Below are 19,012 nucleotides of genomic sequence, written 5' to 3'. Positions count from 1 at the left end.
GAGCGTGTCCGAATCCTCCCTCGCGGAAATGCTGCGGGCCCGTGGGCTGCGGCTGACGACCCAGCGGCAGCTCGTCCTCCAGGCGGTGCTCGATCTGGGCCACGCCACACCGGAGCAGGTGCACACCGCGGTCCGGGAGGTAGCCGCCGGCGTCAACATCACCACCATCTACCGCACGCTGGAGCTGCTGGAACGGCTCGGTCTGGTCACCCACACGCACCTGTCGCACGGTTCACCGACCTATCACGCCGCCGGTGAACACCAACACGTCCACCTGGTCTGCCGGGAGTGTGGCGCGATCGACGAGATCGATCCGGAGCTGCTCCGCCCTCTCGCCGACCAGTTGGCCGCGCAGCGCGGTTTCCGGGTGGACATCGGGCACGTATCACTCTTCGGCGTCTGCGCACGCTGCGAGAACGGGGACGAAAAATGATCGACATCGCGGGTGCGGTGGCCGTCGAGGGCATCGACGAGGCCAGCCGTGACCAGCCGGATCCGGCGCACGTCGCGGCCGGCGTACGGGGGGTGGCCGCGCACTACGGCGACCCGCTGCGCGAGCAGCGCACCCTCGACACCGCTGTCGGTCTGGTCGACCGGTCGCACCGAGGGGTCATCGCGGTGGCCGGGGAGGAACGGGCCAGCTGGCTGCACACTGTCACCTCGCAGCACCTGACCACGCTCTCCGCGGGTGAGGGCACCGAGTTGCTGGTGCTGTCGCCGCACGGCCACATCGAGCAGCACGCCATGGTCGCCGAGGACGGTGAGACCACCTGGCTGGACACCGAGCCCGGCGCCACCCAGGGCCTGTTGACCTACCTGGAGAAGATGCGGTTCTTCAGCAAGGTCGAACCACGCGACGCGACGGCCGATCGCGCGCTGTTGTCGCTTGTCGGACCGGCGGCCATGGAGGCGCTCGGCACGCTCGGCGTGACCGGGCTCGCCGCACCGGACGTGGTCGCGGTGCCGGGTCCGAAGTTCCCGCACGGTGCCGTGCCACTGCGGGCGAGCGCGCGGTACGACGTACGGCCGCTGCCGATCGGCGGCTGGGCCCGACGTGGTCCGCTCGGGGTGGACCTGCTGGTGCCCCGGTCGGCGATGGACCAGGTGGTGGCGGAGCTGCGCGGCGCCGGCGTGCCGGTCGCGGGGCTGTGGGCGTACGAGGCGATCCGGGTGGCCGCCCGGCAACCCCGGGTGGGGGTGGACACCGACCACCGGACCATTCCGGCCGAGGTCGACCTGATCGCCCCGGCGGTGCACCTGGACAAGGGTTGCTACCGGGGGCAGGAGACGGTGGCGCGGGTGCACAACATGGGCCGGCCGCCGCGTCGCCTCGTACTGCTGCATCTGGACGGGGTGACCACCGACCAGCCGCCGGTGGCCGGTACGCCGGTGACCCTCGACGGCCGGGCGGTCGGCTTTGTCGGCACCGCAGTGCTGCACCACGAGTTGGGCCAGGTCGCCCTCGCGGTGCTGAAGCGGAACGTCCCGGATGATGCCGCGTTGCTGATCGGCGAGACCGCGGCGGCGATCGACCCGTCCTGAGCGGGCCGTCTAGGATCGCCGGCATGACGACAGGGACGTTGATCACGGTGGCCCCGACCGGCGCTGAGTCGGCCAAGGCGGAGGTGCCGGCGCTGCCGGTGACCCTCGACGAGTTGCTGCTCACCGCCAAGGAGTGCGAGGCGCTCGGCGCCGCCGTGATCCACGTCCACATCCGCGACGACGAGGCCCGGCCGACGCTCGACCCGGTGCGTCTGGCCGACACGGTGGCGGCGCTGCGCGAGAGCACCGACCTGATCGTGCAGCTCTCCTCGGGCGGTGCGGTGACCGACCCGGAGGCCGCCCGGCTCGCCGTGCTCGACGCCCGTCCGGACATGGCCTCCTGCACGATGGGCACTGTCAACTTCGGCGACGACGTGTTCCTCAACCGCTGGGAGTTCATCGTCGACCTGCACACCCGGATGCAGGAACGCGGGATCGTGCCGGAGTACGAGATCTTCGACCTCGGCCACCTGACCGCGTTGCAGCGGTTGCTCGGCAGGTACGGGCTGCCGGCCGGCGGGCACGTGCACGTCGACTTCGTGATGGGAGTGCCGGGCGGCATGCCGGGCACCACCGACACGCTCGTCGCGGCGCACCGGATGCTGCGGGACCTGCCCGAGGGCACCACGTTCTCGGCCACCGGGGTCGGCCGCAGCACCATCCCGGTGCTGTTGGCCTCGCTGTCGACCGGCGGGCACCTGCGGGTCGGCATGGAGGACACGGTGACGTACGCGAAGGGCCGCCCGGTGGAGTCCAACATGCAGTTGGTCGCCCGCGCGGTGGGTTTCGCCCAGCTCGCGCAGCGCCCGCCGCTGACCACCACCGAGGCCCGCTCGCTGCTCGGGCTGTAAGGCCGGGTCTGTCCCGCGCCCCTGTCACCCGGGCGGTGGACCTCCTGGTCACCCCGCCGCCGGGCACCCCCGGACCGTCGGTACCGTCCAGCGCGTGACGAAGACGTACGAGGGCGGCGCGCCGCTCGCCGAGGTGGTCCGGTCCGGGTTCGTGGAGGGTGCGCACCGCGGCTCGGTGGTGGTGCTGGACGCCGCAGGTGTGGCGGTGGCGTCCGCCGGCGACGTGTCCTCGCCGATCTTCCCTCGTTCGGCCAGCAAGCCGATGCAGGCCATCGGGATGCTCCGGGCCGGCCTGACCCTGACCGACCCGGCCGACGTGGCGCTGGTCTCGGCGAGTCACGCGGGCGAGGAGTTCCATCTGGCCCGGGTCGGTGCCCTGCTGGAGCGCGCCGGGCTGGACGCGTCGGCGCTGCACTGCCCGCCCGACCTGCCGGTCGGCGCCGCGGCCCGGGAGGCGGTGCTTCGCGCCGGTGGCGGCCCGAGCAGGGTGCAGATGAACTGCTCCGGCAAGCACAGCGGGATGCTGCTGACCTGCGAGGCGGCCGGTTGGCCGCTCGACGGCTACTGGCGGCCGGAGCACCCGCTACAGCAGCGGTTGCGGGCCGCCATCGAGGAGTTCACCGGCGAGCAGGCGGCGGCGGTGGGTGTCGACGGCTGCGGTGCCCCGGTGCTCGCGGTGTCGCTGACCGGCCTGGCCGGGGCGTACCTCCGAATGGTCGAGGCCGAGCCCGGCTCGGTGCCGCGCACGGTGGCCGACGCGATGCGCGCCCACCCGGAGATCGTGGGTGGCACCCAGGCCGACGACACCCGGCTGATGCGGGGTGTCCCGGGGCTGCTGGCCAAGGTCGGCGCCGAGGGCGTGATCGCCGTGGCGCTGCCGGGCGTCGGCGCCGTCGCACTGAAGATCGACGACGGCGCCGACCGGGCCCGGATGCCGGTGCTGGTCTCCGCGCTGCGCCGGCTCGGCGTGGAGGCCCCGGTGCTGACCGAGTACGCGGAGGTGCCGCTCTTCGGCGGCGGCGTGCCGGTCGGGGCGGTCCGCCCGCTGTGGTGACTGCGCTCTAGCCCAGGAAGTCGAGCAGCGCGGCGTTAACCGGCTCCGGACGCTCCAGCGGCAGCAGGTGCGCGGCGTCCGGCACGTCTGGCAGTCGTGTCGAGTTGGGAACCTCGGCGGCGATCCGGTCGGCGAGGCGACTGATGTCCGGCACGTCCGCGGCACCGGCGGTGACCAGGACGGGGATCTTCAGCTCGCCGAGACGGCCGATCGCCGGTGGCGTCAGCTCTCCCACCTCGACCGCGCCGAGCGCCAGCTCGGCGGCCAGGGCACGCTGGTCCATCTCCTGCGCGAACGCGACCAACTCGCTGTCGACGTCCTCCGGCTGGCGTCCCGGGCCGACCACCCAGAACCGCACCTCACCGGCCGCGCCCGCGACGAAGTCGTCCGGGTCGACCTCTCCGACCAGGTCGTCCCAGAGGTCGTTCGCCTCGTCGGACCACTCGTTGCCGGAGACCGCCGTGTCGAACAGCGCGAGCGCGCTCACCCGGTCGGGGTGGGCCAGCGCGGTGTCGATGGCGACCGCCCCGCCGAAGGAGCAGCCGACCAGGGCGGCCCGGGGCAGGTCGAGCGCGTCCAGCAGCCCGGCCACGTCGTCGTGGTGGGTGAACGCTGCCGGGGGGAGTTCCGAGTCGCCGTAGCCGCGCAGGTCCGGGACGATCACCCGGTGCCGGGCCGCGAGCGCGGACACCTGCCCCCGCCACATCCGCCGGTCGGCGATGCCGGCGTGCAGCAGGACGACTGGCGAACCGGTGCCGGCCCCGTCGTACGCGATGCTTGCTCCATTGACTGTGATCTTGTGCACGGACGGACCGTACGGATCGGCCGAGCGGCGCGCAAACGGGATGCTGAGACCTTGCTAACTACGGCTAGCGTTTTGCTTGCAAGAGCTAGCGCGGGCGGTTAGCGTCGCTGTCATGGCCACACCCAAGGACCTTCCCGACGTCGGCGGGTTCATCCGCGATCTGCGGCGCAACGCCAAGATCTCGCTACGGCAACTCGCCGAGCAGGCGGGGGTCAGCAACCCGTACCTCAGCCAGATCGAGCGCGGCCTGCGCAAGCCCAGCGCCGAGGTGCTCCAGCAACTGGCGAGCGCGCTGCGCGTCTCCACGCCGGCGATGTACCTGCGCGCCGGGCTGCTCGACGACAAGGAAGGCCACGGGGTGCTCGCCGCCATCGCCGTGGACGCCGACCTGACGATGGCGCAGAAGCAGTCGCTCAGTCAGATCTACGAGACGTTCCGCCGGGAGAACACCCGGCTGTCCGAGACCCAGGCCGAAGCCGAGGCGGCTCAGGCCGACCAGCCCAGCGGGCCGGCCGCCAGTCAGGCCGCCGACCTGGCCAACGTGGCCGCCACCGGCCCCACCACCGCGGGCGGCACCCCGACCGAGGCCGTGCTCGAGTCGGTCGCCGTCACCGAGGCGGGCACCGCCCCCGCTCCGGGCAGCACCAGCATCCCCCAGAAGAAGAAGGCCGCCGAGGCGGCCGAAGAGGAGACGTCATGAGCGAGCCGAAGACCAACCGCATCCCCGCCCCGATCTACGCCGCCGCCGGCGCCGGTGAGCTGGCCATCGAGCAGCTGCGCAAGCTGCCGGCCGTGGTCGGCGTCCTCAGCACCCGGGTCGTCGCCGACCTGGGTGGTCGGGCCGTGCTGACCGGCTTCGAGTTGAAGCAGAAGGCCACCGAGACGCTGCGTACCGCCAACGAGACCGCCGACCTGGCGAAGCTGCGCGAGGTGGCCGACATCGACAAGCTGCGCGCCGCCGCGACCCGCAACGCCGCCCTGGTGGTCGCGGGCGCCCAGGTCGCCCAGGAGCGCGCGTTCGCCGCGTACGGTGCGCTTGTCGCCCGGGGCGAGCGGGTCGTCGGCTCAGGCGTGCTGGAGGCCGCCGAGACGGTAAACGCCGACATCGAGGCCACCGAGGCCGTGGCGCCGGCTGCCACCACCGCCCCGACGGCCCCGGCCGTGGCCCCCGCCGACGTGCCGACCCCGGCCGACGTGGCCGAGATCGCCGAGGCCAACCCGGCCGCGGTCAAGAAGGTCGCCCGCGCGCCGAAGGCTGCCAAGCAGGCCGAGACCCCGTCGGCGAAGCTCCCCCGGGCAACCAAGCGGACCCGCCCGGCCGCCGAATAGCTCATCGTGCCCACGACCTCGGCGGCGTCCTTGTCGGACGTAGCCGGGGTCGTGGACATAAACTTGCCGACATGGCCAACGCCGCGCCGATCTTCGCCTATGCCGTCCGTGACGTGATCGAGCTGATCCTGCTCGTCTTCGCGCTGATCGTTCAGGGCGTCGCCCTGGTGCACGCCATCACGCAGCGCTCCGACGCTTTCCCCGCCATCGGGACGCTGCCCAAGGGCGGCTGGATCGCCATCCTGGCGGTCTGCCTGGTGCTCACCCTGCTCGGCTTCGGTCCGATCAGCCTCTTCGGGCTGATCGGCATCGCCGCCGCGCTCATCTACCTGCTCGACGTCCGGGTCGGTCTCCGCGACCTGAGCGACGGCAAAGGGTTCTGGTGAGAGGTTTTCGCTGGCCGCCCCCACCCGACAGCGGGCCCCGCACCTGGGGGCCCGGGCCGGGTGGGCCGCGTACCGGCCGGCCGGCGCTGCCAGAGCCGGAGACCGAGCTGGTCACCACCCCCCACGGCGTACGGCTGGAGCGGCTGGTCACCGGCACCGGTGATCCGGTCACCGTGTTCGCACACGGGCTGGGCCAGGGCATCGCCACCACCCGCCCGTTCGGCAGTGGGGTGAACGGCCGCAAGGTGTTCTTCCAGTTCCGCGGGCACGGCCGATCCGTTGCCCCGGACGGGCCATGGGACTACCTGGACCTGGCCCGGGACCTGCGGGCGATCGCCGACCTCGGTGGCGCCAGCCGGGCGTTCGGCGCGAGCCTCGGCGCGGGTGCCCTCTGCCGACTCCTCGTGGAGAGCCCGGAGCGTTTCGACAAGCTGGTCTTCTTCCTGCCGGCGGTCCTCGACGAGCCACACGGGCCGACCGCCCGGGAGCGCGTCACCGACCTGCTGGAGGCGGTGGAGAGCGGCGACGCCTCGGCTGTCGCCGACATCGTCACGCTGGAGTTGCCCCCGGCGGTGCGCAACACCCCGGCCGGCTGGGCCTACCTGCGGCAACGGCTCGACCAGCTGCTCCGCGACGGTCTGGCCGACGGTCTGGCCACGCTCACCGACCAGACACCACTGCGCCAGATCGGTGACCTGACGGCTGTCACCGCGCCGGCGCTGGTGATCGGTTGCGCGGGCGACGACCTGCACCCGGTCGAGGTCGCCGAGCGGCTCGCCGTCGCGCTGCCCCAGGCCAGCCTGCACGTGTACGACAGGCCCGGCGTGCTCTGGTCGGAACGCGCCGATCTGCGGGACCGCATCTCCGGTTTCCTGAACGAGTAACCTGCCCTGTCATGGGCGTCACACAGCATGGCCGTACGCACCGGCTGGACCTTGCCGACCCGACAGTGCGCGAATGGACGTGCACGGTCCTGCACGCCGATGCGGAGCAGGGCATCGTGCTGGACCGTTCGGCGTTCTACCCGGGCGGCGGGGGTCAACCACCCGACCACGGCGTGCTGCTCTGGCAGGGCGTACAGACCCGGATCGTTGGCACCCGCAAGGGCGACGACCCCTACCTGATCTCCGCCGAGGGTGACCCGTTGCCGCCGGTCGGCACCGCTGTCGTCGGCGCGGTGGAGGACGAGCGCCGCACCCGGCTGATGCGTACCCACTCCGGGCTGCACGTGCTCTGCGGTGTGGTGTTCCGCGACTTCGGCGCGCTCGTCACCGGCAACTCGATGGAACCGGGCGAGGCCCGGATGGACTTCAACCTCCCCGAGGTGCCGCCGGACTTCAAGAGCCGCATCGAGGAGCTGGTCAACGCCGAGGTGGCCGCCGACCGCTCGGTCGCCACGCGGGTGCTGCCGCGCACCGAGGCGCTGGCCCTGCCGGACATCATCCGCACCCAGTCCAACCTCATCCCGCCGGACGAGCAGGAGGTCCGGATCGTCGACATCGTCGGGCTGGACGTGCAGGCCGACGGTGGCACGCACGTCGCCTCCACCGCCCAGATCGGCAAGGTGCAGGTGGTCAAGGTGGAGAGCAAGGGCCGGGCCAACCGCCGGGTCCGGGTCCGGCTGGTGGATTAGATCGAGTAACGAATTCGGACGTCGGTTGTCAGGTATTCCTGACAACGTCGCAGGCATGACGCAACCGCTCAGAGGAAAGATCGCGCTCGTCGCCGGTGCCACCCGTGGTGCCGGGCGGCAGATCGCCGTTCAGCTCGGCGCGGCCGGTGCCACTGTCTACGCCACCGGCCGCAGCAGCCGGGCCGGCCGCTCCGAGATGGACCGACCGGAAACCATCGAGGAGACCGCCGAGCTGGTCAGCGCCGCCGGCGGCACCGGCATCGCCGTACCTGTCGATCACCTGGTGCCCGAGCAGGTCCGCGACCTGGTCGCCCGGATCGACGCCGAGCAGGGCCAACTCGACGTGCTGGTGAACGACATCTGGGGCGGCGACCCACTTGTCACCTGGAACAAGCCGGTGTGGGAGCAGTCGCTCGAGGCTGGGTTCCGCACCCTGCGACTGGCCGTCGACACGCACATCATCACCAGCCACTTCGCCCTGCCACTGCTGATCCGCAAGCCCGGCGGGCTGGTGGTGGAGATGGGCGACGGCACCAAGGCGTACAACGACGAGAACTACCGACTGTCGGTCTTCTACGACCTGGCCAAGGTGTCGGTGAACCGGCTCGCCTTCAGCCAGGCGCACGAGTTGAAGCCGCACGGCTGCACGGCCGTGGCGCTCACCCCCGGCTGGATCCGTTCCGAGGCGATGCTGGAGCACTTCGGCGTGACCGAGGAAAACTGGCGCGACGGCGCTGCCACCGACCCGAACTTCCTCATCTCGGAAACCCCGGCCTTCGTCGGCCGGGCGGTGGCCGCGCTCGCCGCCGACGAGGAGAAGGCCCGCTGGAGCGGCAGGTCCGTCGACGCCGGCACGCTGTCCAAGGTGTACGGGTTCACCGACCTGGACGGCAGCCAACCCGAGGGCTTCCGGTACATCACCGAGGTGGTCGACGCGGGCAAGCCGTCGGACGTGACCGGCTACCGGTAGAGCGCAGCGAGCCGGTCGGCGCTCTCCGCGAACAGCCGCCGCAGCTCCGGAGGGTCGAGGACCTCCACCTCGGGGCCGAGCCCCAGCAGTTGGTGGTACGCCACCTGGACCGACTCGACGGGCAGCCGTGCCACCACCCAGCCCTGCTCGTCGGGTGGGCTGGCGGCGGCGACCAGTTCGTCGTACACGAAGGGGGCATCGACCTGGTGCCGGAGCTGGCGCAGGCCGGCGGGGCTCAGCCGGACGGCGACCTCGGCCCGCAGCATGGTCCGCAGGAACGACCCGGCCTGCTCGCGCCAGTGCCCGGCCAGGTCGAAGCCCTCGTCGCGGTCGAAGTGCTCGTCGCCCACCTCGACCCCGGTGACCCGGTCCACCCGGTAGGTGCGCACATCGTCGCCGACCCGGCCGACCAAATACCAGACCCCGCTCTTGAGCACCAGACCGTACGGCTGGACCCGGCGGGTCACCTCCCGGTCGCCGCGTCGGTAGCGCAGCTCCACCACCCGGTCGCCCCAGACCGCCCGCGCCAGCTCGGGCAACCAGGGCGGTGGCGCGGTCTCCCGGAACCAGCCCGGCACGTCCAGGTGGAACCGCTGCCCGGCGCGGGCCGGCGCATCACGCAGGGCGGGTGGCAGCGCGGCGAGTACCTTCAGCTCGGCGGACGCGACAGCGTCGGCGAGACCCATCTCACCGGCCGGCCCGGGCAGCCCGGTGAGGAAGAGCGCCTCCGCCTCGTCCCGGGTCAGCCCGGTCAGTCGGGTGCGGTACCCGCCGAGCAGGCGGTAACCACCGGCTCGCCCCCGGTCGGCGTAGACCGGCACGCCCGCCGCGGAGAGCGCCAGGACGTCCCGGTAGACGGTCCGCTCGGAGACCTCCAGCTCCCGTGCCAACTCGCTCGCGGTCATCGACCCACGCGACTGCAACAGCAACAACAGCGAGATCAGTCGGGACGCGCGCACCCACCCATCCTGCCCGGTGCCGCTCACCGCCCGCCGGGCGTCAGCAACCCCCTGTCGTACGCGGTGGCCACCGCGGCAGCCCGGTCGTTGACCCCGAGCTTGGCGTACACGTGCAGCAGGTGCGTCTTGACGGTGGCCTCGCTGATGAACAGCTGACTCGCCGCCTCCCGGTTGGAGGCACCCCGGGCGACCAGGGTGAGCACCTCCAGCTCCCGTTGGCTGAGCGGCTCCTCGACGGGAGCGCGCAACCGGCCCATCAGCCGACCGGCGACGCTCGGCGCGAGCACCGACTCACCCCGTGCGGCGGCCCGGACCGCGCGAACCAGATCTTCCCGAGGGGTGTCCTTGAGCAGGTAACCGGTCGCACCGGCCTCGATCGCCGGCAGCACGTCCGCGTCCGTGTCGTAGGTGGTGAGCACCAGCACCCGGGCGGCGCTGCCGGCGCGAGCCAGCCTGCCGATGGCGGTCACCCCATCCATCCCGGGCATCCGTAGGTCCATCAGCACCACGTCCGGCCGCAGCGTCGCGACCAGGACCAACGCCTCCGAGCCGTCCGCGGCCTCGCCCACCACCTCGAAATCGGGGTCGCCGGTGAACATCCCCCGCAAACCGTCGCGCACCACCGGATGGTCGTCGACGATCAGCAGTCGAACCGGGGCGGTCAACCGGCACCTCCGGGCAGCGCGGGGACGGACGCCGAAATGGCGGTGCCGCCGCCCGGCTCGGATTCGACTGCCAACTCGCCACCGACCCGGCTCACCCGTTGCCGCATGGCGGTCAGCCCGTACCCGCCGCCTGGCTCGCGGGGCGCCGGCCGGTCGGTGACGTCGAAGCCGGCCCCGTCGTCGCGAACATCGAGCGTGACCACGTCCGCCATGTACGACAGGGTCAGCCCGACCCGCGACGCGGCGGCGTGCCGGGCCACGTTGGACAGCGCCTCCTGGGCGGCCCGCAGCAGGGTCACCTCCACCTCCGGGTGCAGCGGACGGGGGGTGCCGGTGGTGGCCACGTCGGCCCGTACCCCGTTCAGGGCCGACCAGCGCCCGCCCAGATCGACGAGGGCGTCCGGCAGCCGGGCCGTCTCCAACGGTTCCGGGCGGACCGCCTGTACCGAGCGGCGGGCCTCGGTGAGGCTCTCCCGGGCCAGGGCGAGCGCGTTGTCGACGTGCCGGCGCCAGTCGGCGGACCTGTCGCGGGTCTGCTCGGCCGCCTCCAGCTGGGTGATGATGCCGGTCAGCCCCTGCGCCAGGGTGTCGTGGATCTCGCGCGCCATTCGTTGTCGCTCGTCCAGCACGCCGGCCTCCCGGGCCTGAGTGAGCAGTTGGGCGTGCAGCCCGGCGTTCTCACTGACCGTCTCGGTGAGCTGGCGGTTGGTCTCGCCGAGTTCCGCCACCAAACGCTTGCGTTTGGCGTCCTCCTGTTCGGCAACCATCGCGAACCAGCTCACCGAGCCGGCCACCACCAGGTTGAACAGCACCAGCACCAGCCAGAGCGGCCAGTGCGACAGCACCACCGACAGGCCACCGCCCTGGGAGGTGGCGACGAGGGTGGCCGTGGTGACCACGCCGGCGACCCGCCAGCGCCCGGGCAGCACCGGAAAGGCGTGGATGTAGCCGATCCAGGCGAAGAAGCCGTACCACGGACTGGCGGCCACCAGTGCGGCGGCGAACGTGAGCAGCCCGGCGTAGTAGACCGCCATCAGCGTGCGCCGGCTCTGCCAGCCGGGGTGCACTGTGACGAACCAGGCGACCCAGCATCCGGCCGCCACGGCGATGGCGAGGGTGGGCAGTGCCCCGAGATGATCGGGTGCCGGTGCGACGAGGGCCAGCAGTGTGCCCAGGGCCAGCCCGCCGAAGGGGAACACCCGATAGAGGCTCGCCTCGCGCTCTCGCCAACTGGCCAGACGGTCGTGCCCACCGTTGCAGGTCATCGCATCTCCGCTCACTCCCAGCGGAACAGTTTCGCCGCGCCGGCGCCGGCCACCACGGCGATCACCGCCATTATCCCCAGATGCAGCGGCTGCGGCGGGGTGCCGGTCCAGGCGTCGAGGAGCGCCTGCACCCCCGGCGGCGTGTAGTCGCCGATCCGCGCGACGACGTCCGGAAGCAGGAACCGGGGAAGGTAGACCCCGCCGAAGAACATGGTGATCAGGAACAGCGGCACGGCCAGGGCCTGTGCGGCCCTCGTCGTGCGGGCCACGGCGGCGACCAGCAGGCCGAGCGACAGCAGGGCGGCCGTGCCGAGGATGAACGCCAGCGTGAAGCCGATCGGGTGCCGGGGGAGCGGCACCCCGAAAGCCAGCCGGGCGACGACGATGAGCAGCAGCGCGCTGGCCAGGATCCCGGCCAGGGCCAGCACCAGTTGGGCGGCGAGCAGCGCCGCCGGATGCGCCGGGGTGGTCGCCAGTCGGCGCAGCACGCCGCGTTCCCGGTAGGTGGCCAGCACTGCCGGCAGGATGTTCACCCCCACCATGGCGAGGGTGACCACCAGCAGCGACGGGGCGAAGTAGCTGACGAAGGTCTGCCCGTCGAAGGTCGGATCCGGCTTGCGCAGCGAGGGAACCAGCCCGAGCACCACCAGGATCACTGTGGGCAGCCCGACGGTGAGGAGCAGCGTCGGCAGGTCCCGCAGATAGAGCCGCGCCTCGATTCTCAGGATGTTGCGGAAGGCGTGCATGCTGGCTCCCTCTCAATTGGCGGGCCGGTGCCCGGTCAGCTCGACGAAGGCGTCGTCGAGGGTGGACTGCTCCAGCCGCAGGTCCGCGGCGACGATCTGGTGACGGGCGAGCACCGAGGTGACCGCGTGCAGCAACTCGCCGGTGCCGATCACCACCACCTGACTGCCGGTGCGTTGCACCGCGGAGACCTCGGGCAGGTCGGTGAGGAGCCGGTCGTCTACCGGAGCCGAGGGCCGGAACCGGATCCGCTGCTCCGGAGCCACCGTCGACACCAGGCCCGCCGGACTGTCCAGGGCGACCACCCGACCCCGGTCGATCACCGCGACCCGGTCGCAGAGCCGCTCGGCCTCCTCCATGAAGTGGGTGACCAGCACGATCGTCACCCCGCTGTCCCGGACCTGTTCGATGAGGCCCCAGGTGTCCCGGCGGGCCTGCGGGTCCAGCCCGGTGGTCAGCTCGTCGAGGATCGCGATCTCCGGGTTGCCCACCAGGGCCAGCGCGATGGAGAGCCGCTGCTTCTGACCGCCGGAGAGCTTTTTGTACGCGGTGTTCCGCTTGTCGCCGAGGCCCAGCTTGTCGATCAGCTCGGCCGGGTCGGCCGGGTTGCTGTAGAACGAGGCGTACAGCTCCAGTGCCTCGGACACCCGCAACCGGTCCGGCAGTTGACTCTCCTGGAGTTGCACCCCGACCCGCTGGCGTAGCTGGGCCGCGTCCCGGCGGGGGTCGAGCCCGAGGACCGACACCCCGCCCCCGTCTGGGACACGCAGCCCGGCGACACACTCCACGGTGGTGGTCTTGCCCGCGCCGTTCGGGCCGAGAACGCCGAAGATCTCCCCGGCCTCCACGGCGAGTGACACGTCGTCCACCGCCACCAGATCGCCGTACAACTTCTTGAGGTGGGTCACCTCGATGACCGGCATGGTGCCGCCTTCCGCCGCTGACTTCGTACCCCTCAAGGGTTGTCGCGGTGGCCCGCCGGCGAATCGACCGGTCGGCGACGAACCTCGGCGTCCCCGGTGGATCGCTGCCGTCCGTCAACCGGTTGATGCATACGTCGTGGGTCGCTGCTAGCGCTCCGCCCGGCGGATCCGATCACGGCTGGTTAGGCTGCTCGATCGTGGATGCCAGCAGAATCGCCAGCCCGGTGACCGGGGTCGTCGGACGCTTCCTCGCCGGGGCGGGGCTGCTCCTGCGCGGGTTGGGCCTCTACGTCCGCAGCCCGGGGTTGATGCTGCTCGGCATCGTGCCGGCGCTGATCTCCGGCGTGCTCTTCCTGGCCGCGCTCGCCACGCTCGTGTACTTCGTGGACGACCTCGCCGCGCTTGTCACCCCGTTCGCCGACGACTGGTCGAGCACCGGCCGCAGCCTGGTCCGGGTGATCGCCGGGCTGGCCTTCCTGGGGCTCGGCGGCCTGCTCGGCGTGCTCACCTTCACCGCTGTCACCCTGGTCATCGGCGACCCGTTCTACGAGAAGATCTCCGAGCAGGTCGAGCAGCGGTACGGCGGCACGCCGGGCGCGGTGGACGTGCCGTTCTGGTCGTCGCTGCGCCGCAGCCTCGCCGACTCGGTACGCCTGGTGGCGCTCACGGCGCTGGTCGGCATCCCGCTCTTCGTGGCCGGCTTCATCCCGGTGGTCGGCCAGACTGTCGTCCCGGTCATCGGTGCGGCCGTGGGCGGCTGGTTCCTCGCCGTGGAGTTGGTAGGTGCACCGTTCTACCGACGGGGGATGCGGCTGCCGCAGCGCCGGACGATCCTGAAGGCCGACCGACCCACAGCGCTCGGTTTCGGAGTGGCCGTCTTCCTCTGCTTCCTGATCCCGCTCGGCGCCGTGCTGATCATGCCGGCGGCGGTCGCCGGTGCCACGTTGCTGGCCCGCCGCTCGATGGGTCAGTCGATCGAGGAGAGCTGACATGGAGATCACCCTTGTCGAGGGGGACATCACCGCCCAGCGGGTGGACGCCGTCGTGAACGCCGCGAACTCGTCCCTGCTCGGCGGCGGTGGGGTCGACGGTGCCATCCACCGGCGCGGCGGGCCAGCGATCCTGGCCGAGTGCCGGGCGCTGCGGGCGTCCCGCTACGGCAGGGGCCTGCCCACCGGCCAGGCGGTGGCGACCACCGCCGGGGAGCTGCCGGCGCGCTGGGTGATCCACACAGTCGGGCCGGTCTGGTCGGCCACCGAGGACCGGTCGGCGCTGCTGCGCGACTGCTACGCCAACAGCCTCCGGGTGGCCGACGAGCTGGGCGCTGGCACCGTGGCCTTCCCTCTGATCTCGGCCGGCATCTACGGCTGGCCGGTCGACGACGCGGTCGGTCAGGCGCTGTCGGTGCTGCGCGTGGCCACTCCAGCGGCCGTCACCGAGGCCCGCCTGGTGCTCTTCGACCCCGACACCTATGCCACCGCACGCCAGGTGATCGGGGAGCGACCCTCCCCGTGATCACTTGCCGTCGCCGTGATCACTTGATGCTGAGTAGCCCAACATCCACGCCGCCGCGTCGATCATGGAGTTGTGATGGGTGACAAAGCACCCGTGTCGCGCCAAAACAGGCACCACAACTCCATGATCGACGAGGTTGAGCTGCGCCCGCTCCGCGATCTTGCACTTTCTGTTGCGGCATAGGGGGCATTTCGCGCATTCCGGCGACAGAAACTGCAAGATCGGCGCGCGCCGGGGGGAGATCGCTAACGCAATCCCGGAATACCGGTCAGGTCATCGTGACTTCGGGACGGTGGGCCTACGCCGCCCGTGCGTCATCCCACAGGGACTCGAAGTGCTCCACGTAACGATCAAACGGACCGTCGGCTTCCCGGCGTCGGAAGTGCATCGTTACCGAGTCCTGCCCCAGCCCCGCGCCGATGTGCGTAGCCACAATCGCCTCGTCATCGAAGACCCAGACGGACATGGCAACGTGCCGTTCTGACATTCGGGCGGCAAGGGGTTCCGGAGACTTCGCGATCTCTGCCTGGGTCATGGCGATGCGGGTCGCGAGTGTGAGGGGAGTTGCCTCGATACGCTCTCGCGCCGCAGTGACCTCGCCGCCAGGGTCGCCGAGGAGGAAGCGCACGTCGGCGCCGTTCTGTGCCTTCGCGCTGAGCGTGGTGGCGGCGTTGGGGACCTCAAGCCATACGAAGTAACTCGTGTATCCGCCGAACCACAACCTGGTACCCGCTTTGTCGATCAATTCGCGGAACAGTGAACGCGGAAGGTCCGATCGGCGCGCGTACATGCCGACCAACTCACGGTCTGAACCGACCTTGACAGCGCGGCGGACGACTTCGGGCCATAGCACCCCTACATCCTGACCCAACACCCCCGCAGCCCGCATCCGGGAGCGAGGGTGAGGAATGCGGCCTCTGCTGATCCACCGCTCAACCGTCTTCGGGTCCACCCCGCACTTCTCGGCGAGGTCAGCAACGGTCAGGCCCGTCGATCGTAGGGCGTGTCCGAGGGTGTCGTTTCGCGTCATCGTAAGGGGACCTTTCCTAGACGTCCCCGATGGTCGCACACGGACGGTGCAGGCGTCCGATACGCGCTGAGACCGTGCAGTTGAGCAGTACCGCGAGCGGAGGCGACGCCCGGCGGCGGTGCTAGCCACCCAGGGCCGCCACGTGGGCGAGAACTCAGTGTGGCCCCTCCTAACGATCAGAGAGGAAGGCGTCGATGGGTGGCCGGGTGAGGGGATCTGCGCGGGAGGTGAAGTCGGGCGATGTCCTGCACCTGACCCGCGCGGCGAGTGTGCAGTTCCTCCGGCCGATCTTCGTCCGCGTGATCCGGCTCCCCGACTGGGTGACGTATGACGGCTGGCTCTGGATTGAGGGCTACGAGCTGGGCCCGAAGGGCGAGGCCGTCGTACGGCGGTCGCTGTTCGTGCAGAAGGCGGGGCTGATCTGGCAGGACCCTCCGCTGCCAGCCGCCCGGCCGACGGCCCGCCGGCAGGTACGCCGTGGACCGGTGAGGGTCGGATGACCGCCCGCCCTCGGCCACACCTGCCGATGCGCCCCGCGTGGCTGTGTCGCAACTGCGCTGCGCCTTGGCCGTGCGGTCCGGCTCAACTCGACCTCATTGTCGAGTTCCACGGTCACTCGATCGCTCTGGCGTTCTACCTGGCCTCGTCGATGCAGGACGCCGTCGACGACATGTACGCCCTGGGCGGCCGCCCGGATCCCGCCGTGCTGCACACCCGCTTCCTCGGGTGGCTGTCCCTGGCCCGCCGATCGCGCCGGGCAGGGTGATTCCTGATCAGGTCAGTTCGGCCAGGCAGGACCACTCGGCTGCCACCGGGCGGTAGCCCAGCCGGGTGTTGATCGCGAGCATCGGCCCGTTCGCCTCGTCGTTCGAGGTGTACGCGACGCGCACGCCGTTCGCGGCGGCCCGGTGCAGTGCCGCCGTCTTGGCGAGCCGGGCCAGCCCTCGGCCGCGGTACGCCGGGAGGCTGCCGGTGAAGTCCGACCACATCCGGTCCCCATCCCGCTTCACCAGGCTGAACGCGGCCACCTCCCCGTCGACTTCGACAGCGGTGCTGGCCTCCTTGTCCAGGCCCAGGTTGTCCCAGACGTCGTACTGCCAGGTCTGGTAGCTGATCGAGTCGACAGGTACGTCGCCCGGCTCGTCCAGGGCCGCGGCCACGTCCGCCGCGTAGAGGCGGTGCGGGTCCAGTTCCGCGATCTGGCGCAGTCGTACGCCTGAGGGCGGCTCCGGCAGCGCGGGTGCCGGATTCAGGTCGAGCGCTGAGAAGCGCAGCTCACGACTGGGCTCGTAGCCGTGCCGACGGGCGAACGGCAGCGCTTCCGGCTGGGCGAAGGCGCGGAGCCGGCGGACGCCCAGCGGGGCGAGGTGACCTGTCGCGGTCGTCAGCAGCGCGGTGCCGATGCCGCGCCGCCGGTGCTCCGGGTGGACGTGCAGGAGGCTGATGTCACCGAAGTTCGCCGTCGAGGTCGAGTCGTTGCGTTGGGCCGTCACCCAACCGACGACCTGGGCATCGACCTCGGCCACGAAGGCGACCCAGTCCCTGCCCGGTACCGGCTCGGCGATCATTTTCCGGGTCGACTCGACCCCGCGCACCTGGTACGGGTAGACCATCGCCCGCAGAGCCACCACGCCCGGGGCGTCATCCGGCTGCGCTACACGAATGCGCATGTCAGGTCCCCATCCGTACGGCGGCGACGGCCTCGACCTCGACGAGTTGGTCGGTGTAGCCGAGCACGGCCACCCCGAGCAGGGTGCTGGGCGGGTCGTGGTCGCCGAAGAAGTCCCGTACCACCTCCCAGACGGTCACCAGGTCGGCCTGTCGCGACGACGCCACGTAGACAGTGGTCTTGACGACGTCGGTCAGCCGCGCGCCGGCCGCGTCGAGAGCGGTCGCCAGGTTCGTCATCACCTGCCGGGCCTGCGCGGCGTGATCGCCCGGCGCAACCGTGCGTCCCTCGGCGTCGAGCGGGCACGCCCCTGCGGTGAACACCAGCCGGGCAGGTGACTCGACGGTGGCCGCGTACGCGTACTCGGCTGCGTCGGAGAGGGCGGGGACGTGCAGCAGCGCGACAGGATCCGGCATGTCGGCGAGGCTAACCAAGACCGCCCACCCGAGCGACGCATTAACCACGCGCCGGGCCCCGCCGCGACCAGCCACCAGGCAGCAACTTCACGGAAATAGTGGCCTCGCGGCGCTCGGAGGGCACTACTTCCCTGAAGTTGCGCGGATCTTGCGGCGCGCGGCGCGCGGGGCGGGGCGCGCGGCGGGGCGGGGCGGGGCGCGGGGCGGGGCGGACCGCGGGGCGGGCGCGGAGGCGCGGTCAGGCGGAGGCTCGTCGGATCAGCTCGGTGGGGAGCATGATCGACTGCTCGATGGTTTCCCCGGCGGCCAGCCGGAGCAGTTGTCGGGTCATCCGGCGGCCGAGTTCCACGATCGGCTGCCGGACCGTGGTCAGCGGCGGCTCGGTGTAGGCGGCGGTCTCGATGTCGTCGAAGCCGACCACCGCCACGTCCTCGGGCACCCGCCGACCGGCCTCGCGCAGCGTCCGCAGGGCGGCGTGCGCCATGAGGTCGGAGGCGGCGAAGACGCCGTCGAGGTCGGGATGCTCGGTGAGCAGGCGGCGCATCGCCGCCGACCCGGATTCCCGGGTGAAGTCACCGATGGCGATCAGCTCGGGCAGGCCCGCATCGGTGACCGCTCTGCGGTAGCCGCGGAGCCGTTCGATTCCGGCGACCATGTCCTGTGGCCCGGCGATTGTCGCGATCCGTCGGCGACCGTTGTCGATCATGTGCCGGACGGCCGCTGTCACTCCGCCCACGTGGTCGACGTCGACGTACGGGACGGGCACGTCGCCGAGCGGCCGGCCGCTGACCACCACCGGGATGCCGAGTCGGGCCAGTGTGCCGGGCAGCGGGTCGGCGCCGTGCAGGGACGCGAAGAGCACACCGTCGACGTGCCGGCCGGTGGTGTACCGCTCGACCCGATGGTGCCCGGCCGGCGAACCGGCGAGCATCAGCACCAGTTGCTTGTCGGCCGCCTCCAGTTCCTGGCTGACGCCCCGGATGATGCCGGGGAAGACCTGATCGTCGGAGAAGACCCGGGTGGCCGCCTCCGGCATGACCAGAGCGATCGAATCGGTGCGCTGGGTGACCAGGCTGCGGGCGGCGAGGTTGGGGACGTACCCCAACTCGGCGACCGCCCGGGTGACCGCCTCGCGGATCGGTTCGGCGACGGTGGTGGAGCCGTTGACCACCCGGGACACGGTGGCGCGGGACACCCCGGCCCGCGCTGCCACCGCTTCGAGCGTCGGCCGCTGCGCCGTCGTCATCGCGCCTTCC

The 19,012-nt window shown here is 71.5% G+C and carries 24 protein-coding genes; 14 read left to right on the top strand and 10 right to left on the bottom strand.

Going from position 1 to position 19,012, the window contains the following annotated elements:
* Positions 1–4 precede the first annotated feature (4 nt).
* The 4 genes from KBX71_RS09595 (at position 5) to KBX71_RS09580 (ending at position 3,447) form a co-directional block, all read left to right on the top strand.
* Positions 5–433: a Fur family transcriptional regulator gene (locus KBX71_RS09595; RefSeq protein WP_210817627.1), complete on the top strand. Its 429-nt coding sequence runs from the start codon at positions 5–7 to the stop codon at positions 431–433.
* Positions 430–1,542, top strand: coding sequence for a folate-binding protein YgfZ (locus KBX71_RS09590; RefSeq protein ID WP_210817626.1), 1,113 nt, complete (start codon positions 430–432; stop codon positions 1,540–1,542). The genes KBX71_RS09595 and KBX71_RS09590 overlap by 4 nt, the downstream gene beginning before the upstream one ends.
* A 23-nt stretch (positions 1,543–1,565) precedes the next feature.
* Entirely contained in the window at positions 1,566–2,393 is an 828-nt protein-coding gene (locus KBX71_RS09585) for a 3-keto-5-aminohexanoate cleavage protein (RefSeq protein ID WP_210817625.1), read from the top strand.
* Positions 2,394–2,487: 94 nt separating this feature from the next.
* On the top strand, positions 2,488–3,447 hold the full coding sequence (locus KBX71_RS09580; protein ID WP_210817624.1) for an asparaginase: 960 nt from the start codon (positions 2,488–2,490) through the stop codon (positions 3,445–3,447).
* Positions 3,448–3,454: 7 nt separating this feature from the next.
* Here the strand turns inward: KBX71_RS09580 and KBX71_RS09575 are convergent, their stop codons facing one another.
* Complete coding sequence (locus KBX71_RS09575) at positions 3,455–4,252, bottom strand: alpha/beta fold hydrolase (protein ID WP_210817623.1); 798 nt, start codon at positions 4,250–4,252, stop codon at positions 3,455–3,457.
* Between the two features lie 112 nt (positions 4,253–4,364).
* On the opposite strand from KBX71_RS09575, the gene KBX71_RS09570 reads away from it, so the two are divergent.
* The 6 genes from KBX71_RS09570 to KBX71_RS09545 all read left to right on the top strand — a co-directional run bounded on the left by KBX71_RS09570 (position 4,365) and on the right by KBX71_RS09545 (position 8,570).
* A complete protein-coding gene (locus tag KBX71_RS09570; RefSeq protein ID WP_210817622.1) occupies positions 4,365–4,952 on the top strand; it encodes a helix-turn-helix transcriptional regulator in 588 nt (195 codons plus the stop codon).
* The gene (locus KBX71_RS09565; RefSeq protein WP_210817621.1) at positions 4,949–5,581 is read left to right on the top strand and encodes a hypothetical protein; all 633 of its coding nucleotides are present in this window, start codon (positions 4,949–4,951) and stop codon (positions 5,579–5,581) included. The genes KBX71_RS09570 and KBX71_RS09565 overlap by 4 nt, the downstream gene beginning before the upstream one ends.
* 71 nt (positions 5,582–5,652) lie before the next feature.
* Entirely contained in the window at positions 5,653–5,967 is a 315-nt protein-coding gene (locus tag KBX71_RS09560) for a DUF2516 family protein (RefSeq protein WP_210817620.1), read from the top strand.
* Positions 5,964–6,851 (top strand): alpha/beta fold hydrolase, encoded by an 888-nt coding sequence (locus KBX71_RS09555; RefSeq protein ID WP_210817619.1) that lies wholly within the window; start codon positions 5,964–5,966, stop codon positions 6,849–6,851. Before KBX71_RS09560 ends, KBX71_RS09555 begins: the two co-directional genes overlap by 4 nt.
* Positions 6,852–6,862: 11 nt before the next feature.
* Positions 6,863–7,600, top strand: a complete 738-nt coding sequence (locus KBX71_RS09550) for an alanyl-tRNA editing protein (protein WP_210817618.1) — start codon at positions 6,863–6,865, stop codon at positions 7,598–7,600.
* A 55-nt stretch (positions 7,601–7,655) separates the two neighbouring features.
* Positions 7,656–8,570 carry an SDR family oxidoreductase gene (locus KBX71_RS09545; RefSeq protein ID WP_210817617.1) on the top strand — a complete coding sequence of 305 codons (915 nt, stop codon included), beginning with the start codon at positions 7,656–7,658 and terminating at the stop codon, positions 8,568–8,570.
* Here KBX71_RS09545 and KBX71_RS09540 read toward each other — a convergent pair.
* The 5 genes from KBX71_RS09540 to KBX71_RS09520 are packed head-to-tail and all read right to left on the bottom strand — an operon-like array spanning position 8,561 to position 13,126.
* On the bottom strand, positions 8,561–9,529 hold the full coding sequence (locus tag KBX71_RS09540) for a YafY family protein (protein WP_210817616.1): 969 nt from the start codon (positions 9,527–9,529) through the stop codon (positions 8,561–8,563). The genes KBX71_RS09545 and KBX71_RS09540 overlap by 10 nt on opposite strands.
* A 23-nt stretch (positions 9,530–9,552) precedes the next feature.
* Positions 9,553–10,194 carry a response regulator transcription factor gene (locus KBX71_RS09535; RefSeq protein WP_124820340.1) on the bottom strand — a complete coding sequence of 214 codons (642 nt, stop codon included), beginning with the start codon at positions 10,192–10,194 and terminating at the stop codon, positions 9,553–9,555.
* Positions 10,191–11,459 (bottom strand): sensor histidine kinase, encoded by a 1,269-nt coding sequence (locus KBX71_RS09530; RefSeq protein WP_247683203.1) that lies wholly within the window; start codon positions 11,457–11,459, stop codon positions 10,191–10,193. The genes KBX71_RS09535 and KBX71_RS09530 overlap by 4 nt, the downstream gene beginning before the upstream one ends.
* A gap of 11 nt (positions 11,460–11,470) precedes the next feature.
* Positions 11,471–12,205: an ABC transporter permease gene (locus KBX71_RS09525; RefSeq protein ID WP_210817614.1), complete on the bottom strand. Its 735-nt coding sequence runs from the start codon at positions 12,203–12,205 to the stop codon at positions 11,471–11,473.
* Positions 12,206–12,217: 12 nt separating this feature from the next.
* Positions 12,218–13,126: an ABC transporter ATP-binding protein gene (locus KBX71_RS09520; protein ID WP_210817613.1), complete on the bottom strand. Its 909-nt coding sequence runs from the start codon at positions 13,124–13,126 to the stop codon at positions 12,218–12,220.
* A 197-nt stretch (positions 13,127–13,323) separates the two neighbouring features.
* Between KBX71_RS09520 and KBX71_RS09515 the strand changes: the two genes are divergently transcribed.
* Together KBX71_RS09515 and KBX71_RS09510 are read left to right on the top strand one after the other, a co-directional pair.
* Positions 13,324–14,115 carry an EI24 domain-containing protein gene (locus tag KBX71_RS09515; RefSeq protein ID WP_210817612.1) on the top strand — a complete coding sequence of 264 codons (792 nt, stop codon included), beginning with the start codon at positions 13,324–13,326 and terminating at the stop codon, positions 14,113–14,115.
* Between the two features lies 1 nt (position 14,116).
* Positions 14,117–14,641 (top strand): O-acetyl-ADP-ribose deacetylase, encoded by a 525-nt coding sequence (locus KBX71_RS09510; RefSeq protein ID WP_210817611.1) that lies wholly within the window; start codon positions 14,117–14,119, stop codon positions 14,639–14,641.
* A gap of 298 nt (positions 14,642–14,939) precedes the next feature.
* Here the strand turns inward: KBX71_RS09510 and KBX71_RS09505 are convergent, their stop codons facing one another.
* Positions 14,940–15,671: a helix-turn-helix domain-containing protein gene (locus KBX71_RS09505; protein WP_247683202.1), complete on the bottom strand. Its 732-nt coding sequence runs from the start codon at positions 15,669–15,671 to the stop codon at positions 14,940–14,942.
* A gap of 206 nt (positions 15,672–15,877) precedes the next feature.
* On the opposite strand from KBX71_RS09505, the gene KBX71_RS09500 reads away from it, so the two are divergent.
* Positions 15,878–16,171, top strand: a complete 294-nt coding sequence (locus tag KBX71_RS09500; protein ID WP_307847025.1) for a hypothetical protein — start codon at positions 15,878–15,880, stop codon at positions 16,169–16,171.
* Positions 16,168–16,437, top strand: a complete 270-nt coding sequence (locus KBX71_RS09495; RefSeq protein WP_210817609.1) for a hypothetical protein — start codon at positions 16,168–16,170, stop codon at positions 16,435–16,437. The genes KBX71_RS09500 and KBX71_RS09495 overlap by 4 nt, the downstream gene beginning before the upstream one ends.
* 7 nt (positions 16,438–16,444) lie before the next feature.
* On the opposite strand, the gene KBX71_RS09490 is transcribed toward KBX71_RS09495, so the two are convergent.
* The 3 genes from KBX71_RS09490 to KBX71_RS09480 form a co-directional block, all read right to left on the bottom strand.
* A complete protein-coding gene (locus KBX71_RS09490) occupies positions 16,445–17,341 on the bottom strand; it encodes a GNAT family N-acetyltransferase (protein WP_210817608.1) in 897 nt (298 codons plus the stop codon).
* A gap of 1 nt (position 17,342) precedes the next feature.
* The gene (locus KBX71_RS09485; RefSeq protein WP_210817607.1) at positions 17,343–17,756 is read right to left on the bottom strand and encodes a RidA family protein; all 414 of its coding nucleotides are present in this window, start codon (positions 17,754–17,756) and stop codon (positions 17,343–17,345) included.
* 238 nt (positions 17,757–17,994) lie between these two features.
* On the bottom strand, positions 17,995–19,002 hold the full coding sequence (locus KBX71_RS09480; RefSeq protein ID WP_210817606.1) for a LacI family DNA-binding transcriptional regulator: 1,008 nt from the start codon (positions 19,000–19,002) through the stop codon (positions 17,995–17,997).
* Positions 19,003–19,012 lie beyond the last annotated feature (10 nt).

The organism is Micromonospora sp. D93 (genome assembly GCF_018070365.1).
GTDB lineage: Bacteria > Actinomycetota > Actinomycetes > Mycobacteriales > Micromonosporaceae > Micromonospora > Micromonospora ureilytica.
This window is presented reverse-complemented; position numbering and strand designations above follow the sequence as displayed.

Excerpts from the sequence above, each read along its gene's own strand:
- KBX71_RS09590 (WP_210817626.1), top strand. The coding sequence starts at position 430 with ATGATCGACATCGCGGGTGCGGTGGCCGTCGAGGGCATCGACGAGGCC.
- KBX71_RS09585 (WP_210817625.1), top strand. The coding sequence starts at position 1,566 with ATGACGACAGGGACGTTGATCACGGTGGCCCCGACCGGCGCTGAGTCG.
- KBX71_RS09570 (WP_210817622.1), top strand. The coding sequence starts at position 4,365 with ATGGCCACACCCAAGGACCTTCCCGACGTCGGCGGGTTCATCCGCGAT.
- KBX71_RS09565 (WP_210817621.1), top strand. The coding sequence starts at position 4,949 with ATGAGCGAGCCGAAGACCAACCGCATCCCCGCCCCGATCTACGCCGCC.
- KBX71_RS09560 (WP_210817620.1), top strand. The coding sequence starts at position 5,653 with ATGGCCAACGCCGCGCCGATCTTCGCCTATGCCGTCCGTGACGTGATC.
- KBX71_RS09550 (WP_210817618.1), top strand. The coding sequence starts at position 6,863 with ATGGGCGTCACACAGCATGGCCGTACGCACCGGCTGGACCTTGCCGAC.
- KBX71_RS09545 (WP_210817617.1), top strand. The coding sequence starts at position 7,656 with ATGACGCAACCGCTCAGAGGAAAGATCGCGCTCGTCGCCGGTGCCACC.
- KBX71_RS09530 (WP_247683203.1), bottom strand. The coding sequence starts at position 11,459 with ATGACCTGCAACGGTGGGCACGACCGTCTGGCCAGTTGGCGAGAGCGC.
- KBX71_RS09525 (WP_210817614.1), bottom strand. The coding sequence starts at position 12,205 with ATGCACGCCTTCCGCAACATCCTGAGAATCGAGGCGCGGCTCTATCTG.
- KBX71_RS09520 (WP_210817613.1), bottom strand. The coding sequence starts at position 13,126 with ATGCCGGTCATCGAGGTGACCCACCTCAAGAAGTTGTACGGCGATCTG.
- KBX71_RS09510 (WP_210817611.1), top strand. The coding sequence starts at position 14,117 with ATGGAGATCACCCTTGTCGAGGGGGACATCACCGCCCAGCGGGTGGAC.
- KBX71_RS09505 (WP_247683202.1), bottom strand. The coding sequence starts at position 15,671 with ATGACGCGAAACGACACCCTCGGACACGCCCTACGATCGACGGGCCTG.
- KBX71_RS09495 (WP_210817609.1), top strand. The coding sequence starts at position 16,168 with ATGACCGCCCGCCCTCGGCCACACCTGCCGATGCGCCCCGCGTGGCTG.
- KBX71_RS09490 (WP_210817608.1), bottom strand. The coding sequence starts at position 17,341 with ATGCGCATTCGTGTAGCGCAGCCGGATGACGCCCCGGGCGTGGTGGCT.
- KBX71_RS09485 (WP_210817607.1), bottom strand. The coding sequence starts at position 17,756 with ATGCCGGATCCTGTCGCGCTGCTGCACGTCCCCGCCCTCTCCGACGCA.
- KBX71_RS09480 (WP_210817606.1), bottom strand. The coding sequence starts at position 19,002 with ATGACGACGGCGCAGCGGCCGACGCTCGAAGCGGTGGCAGCGCGGGCC.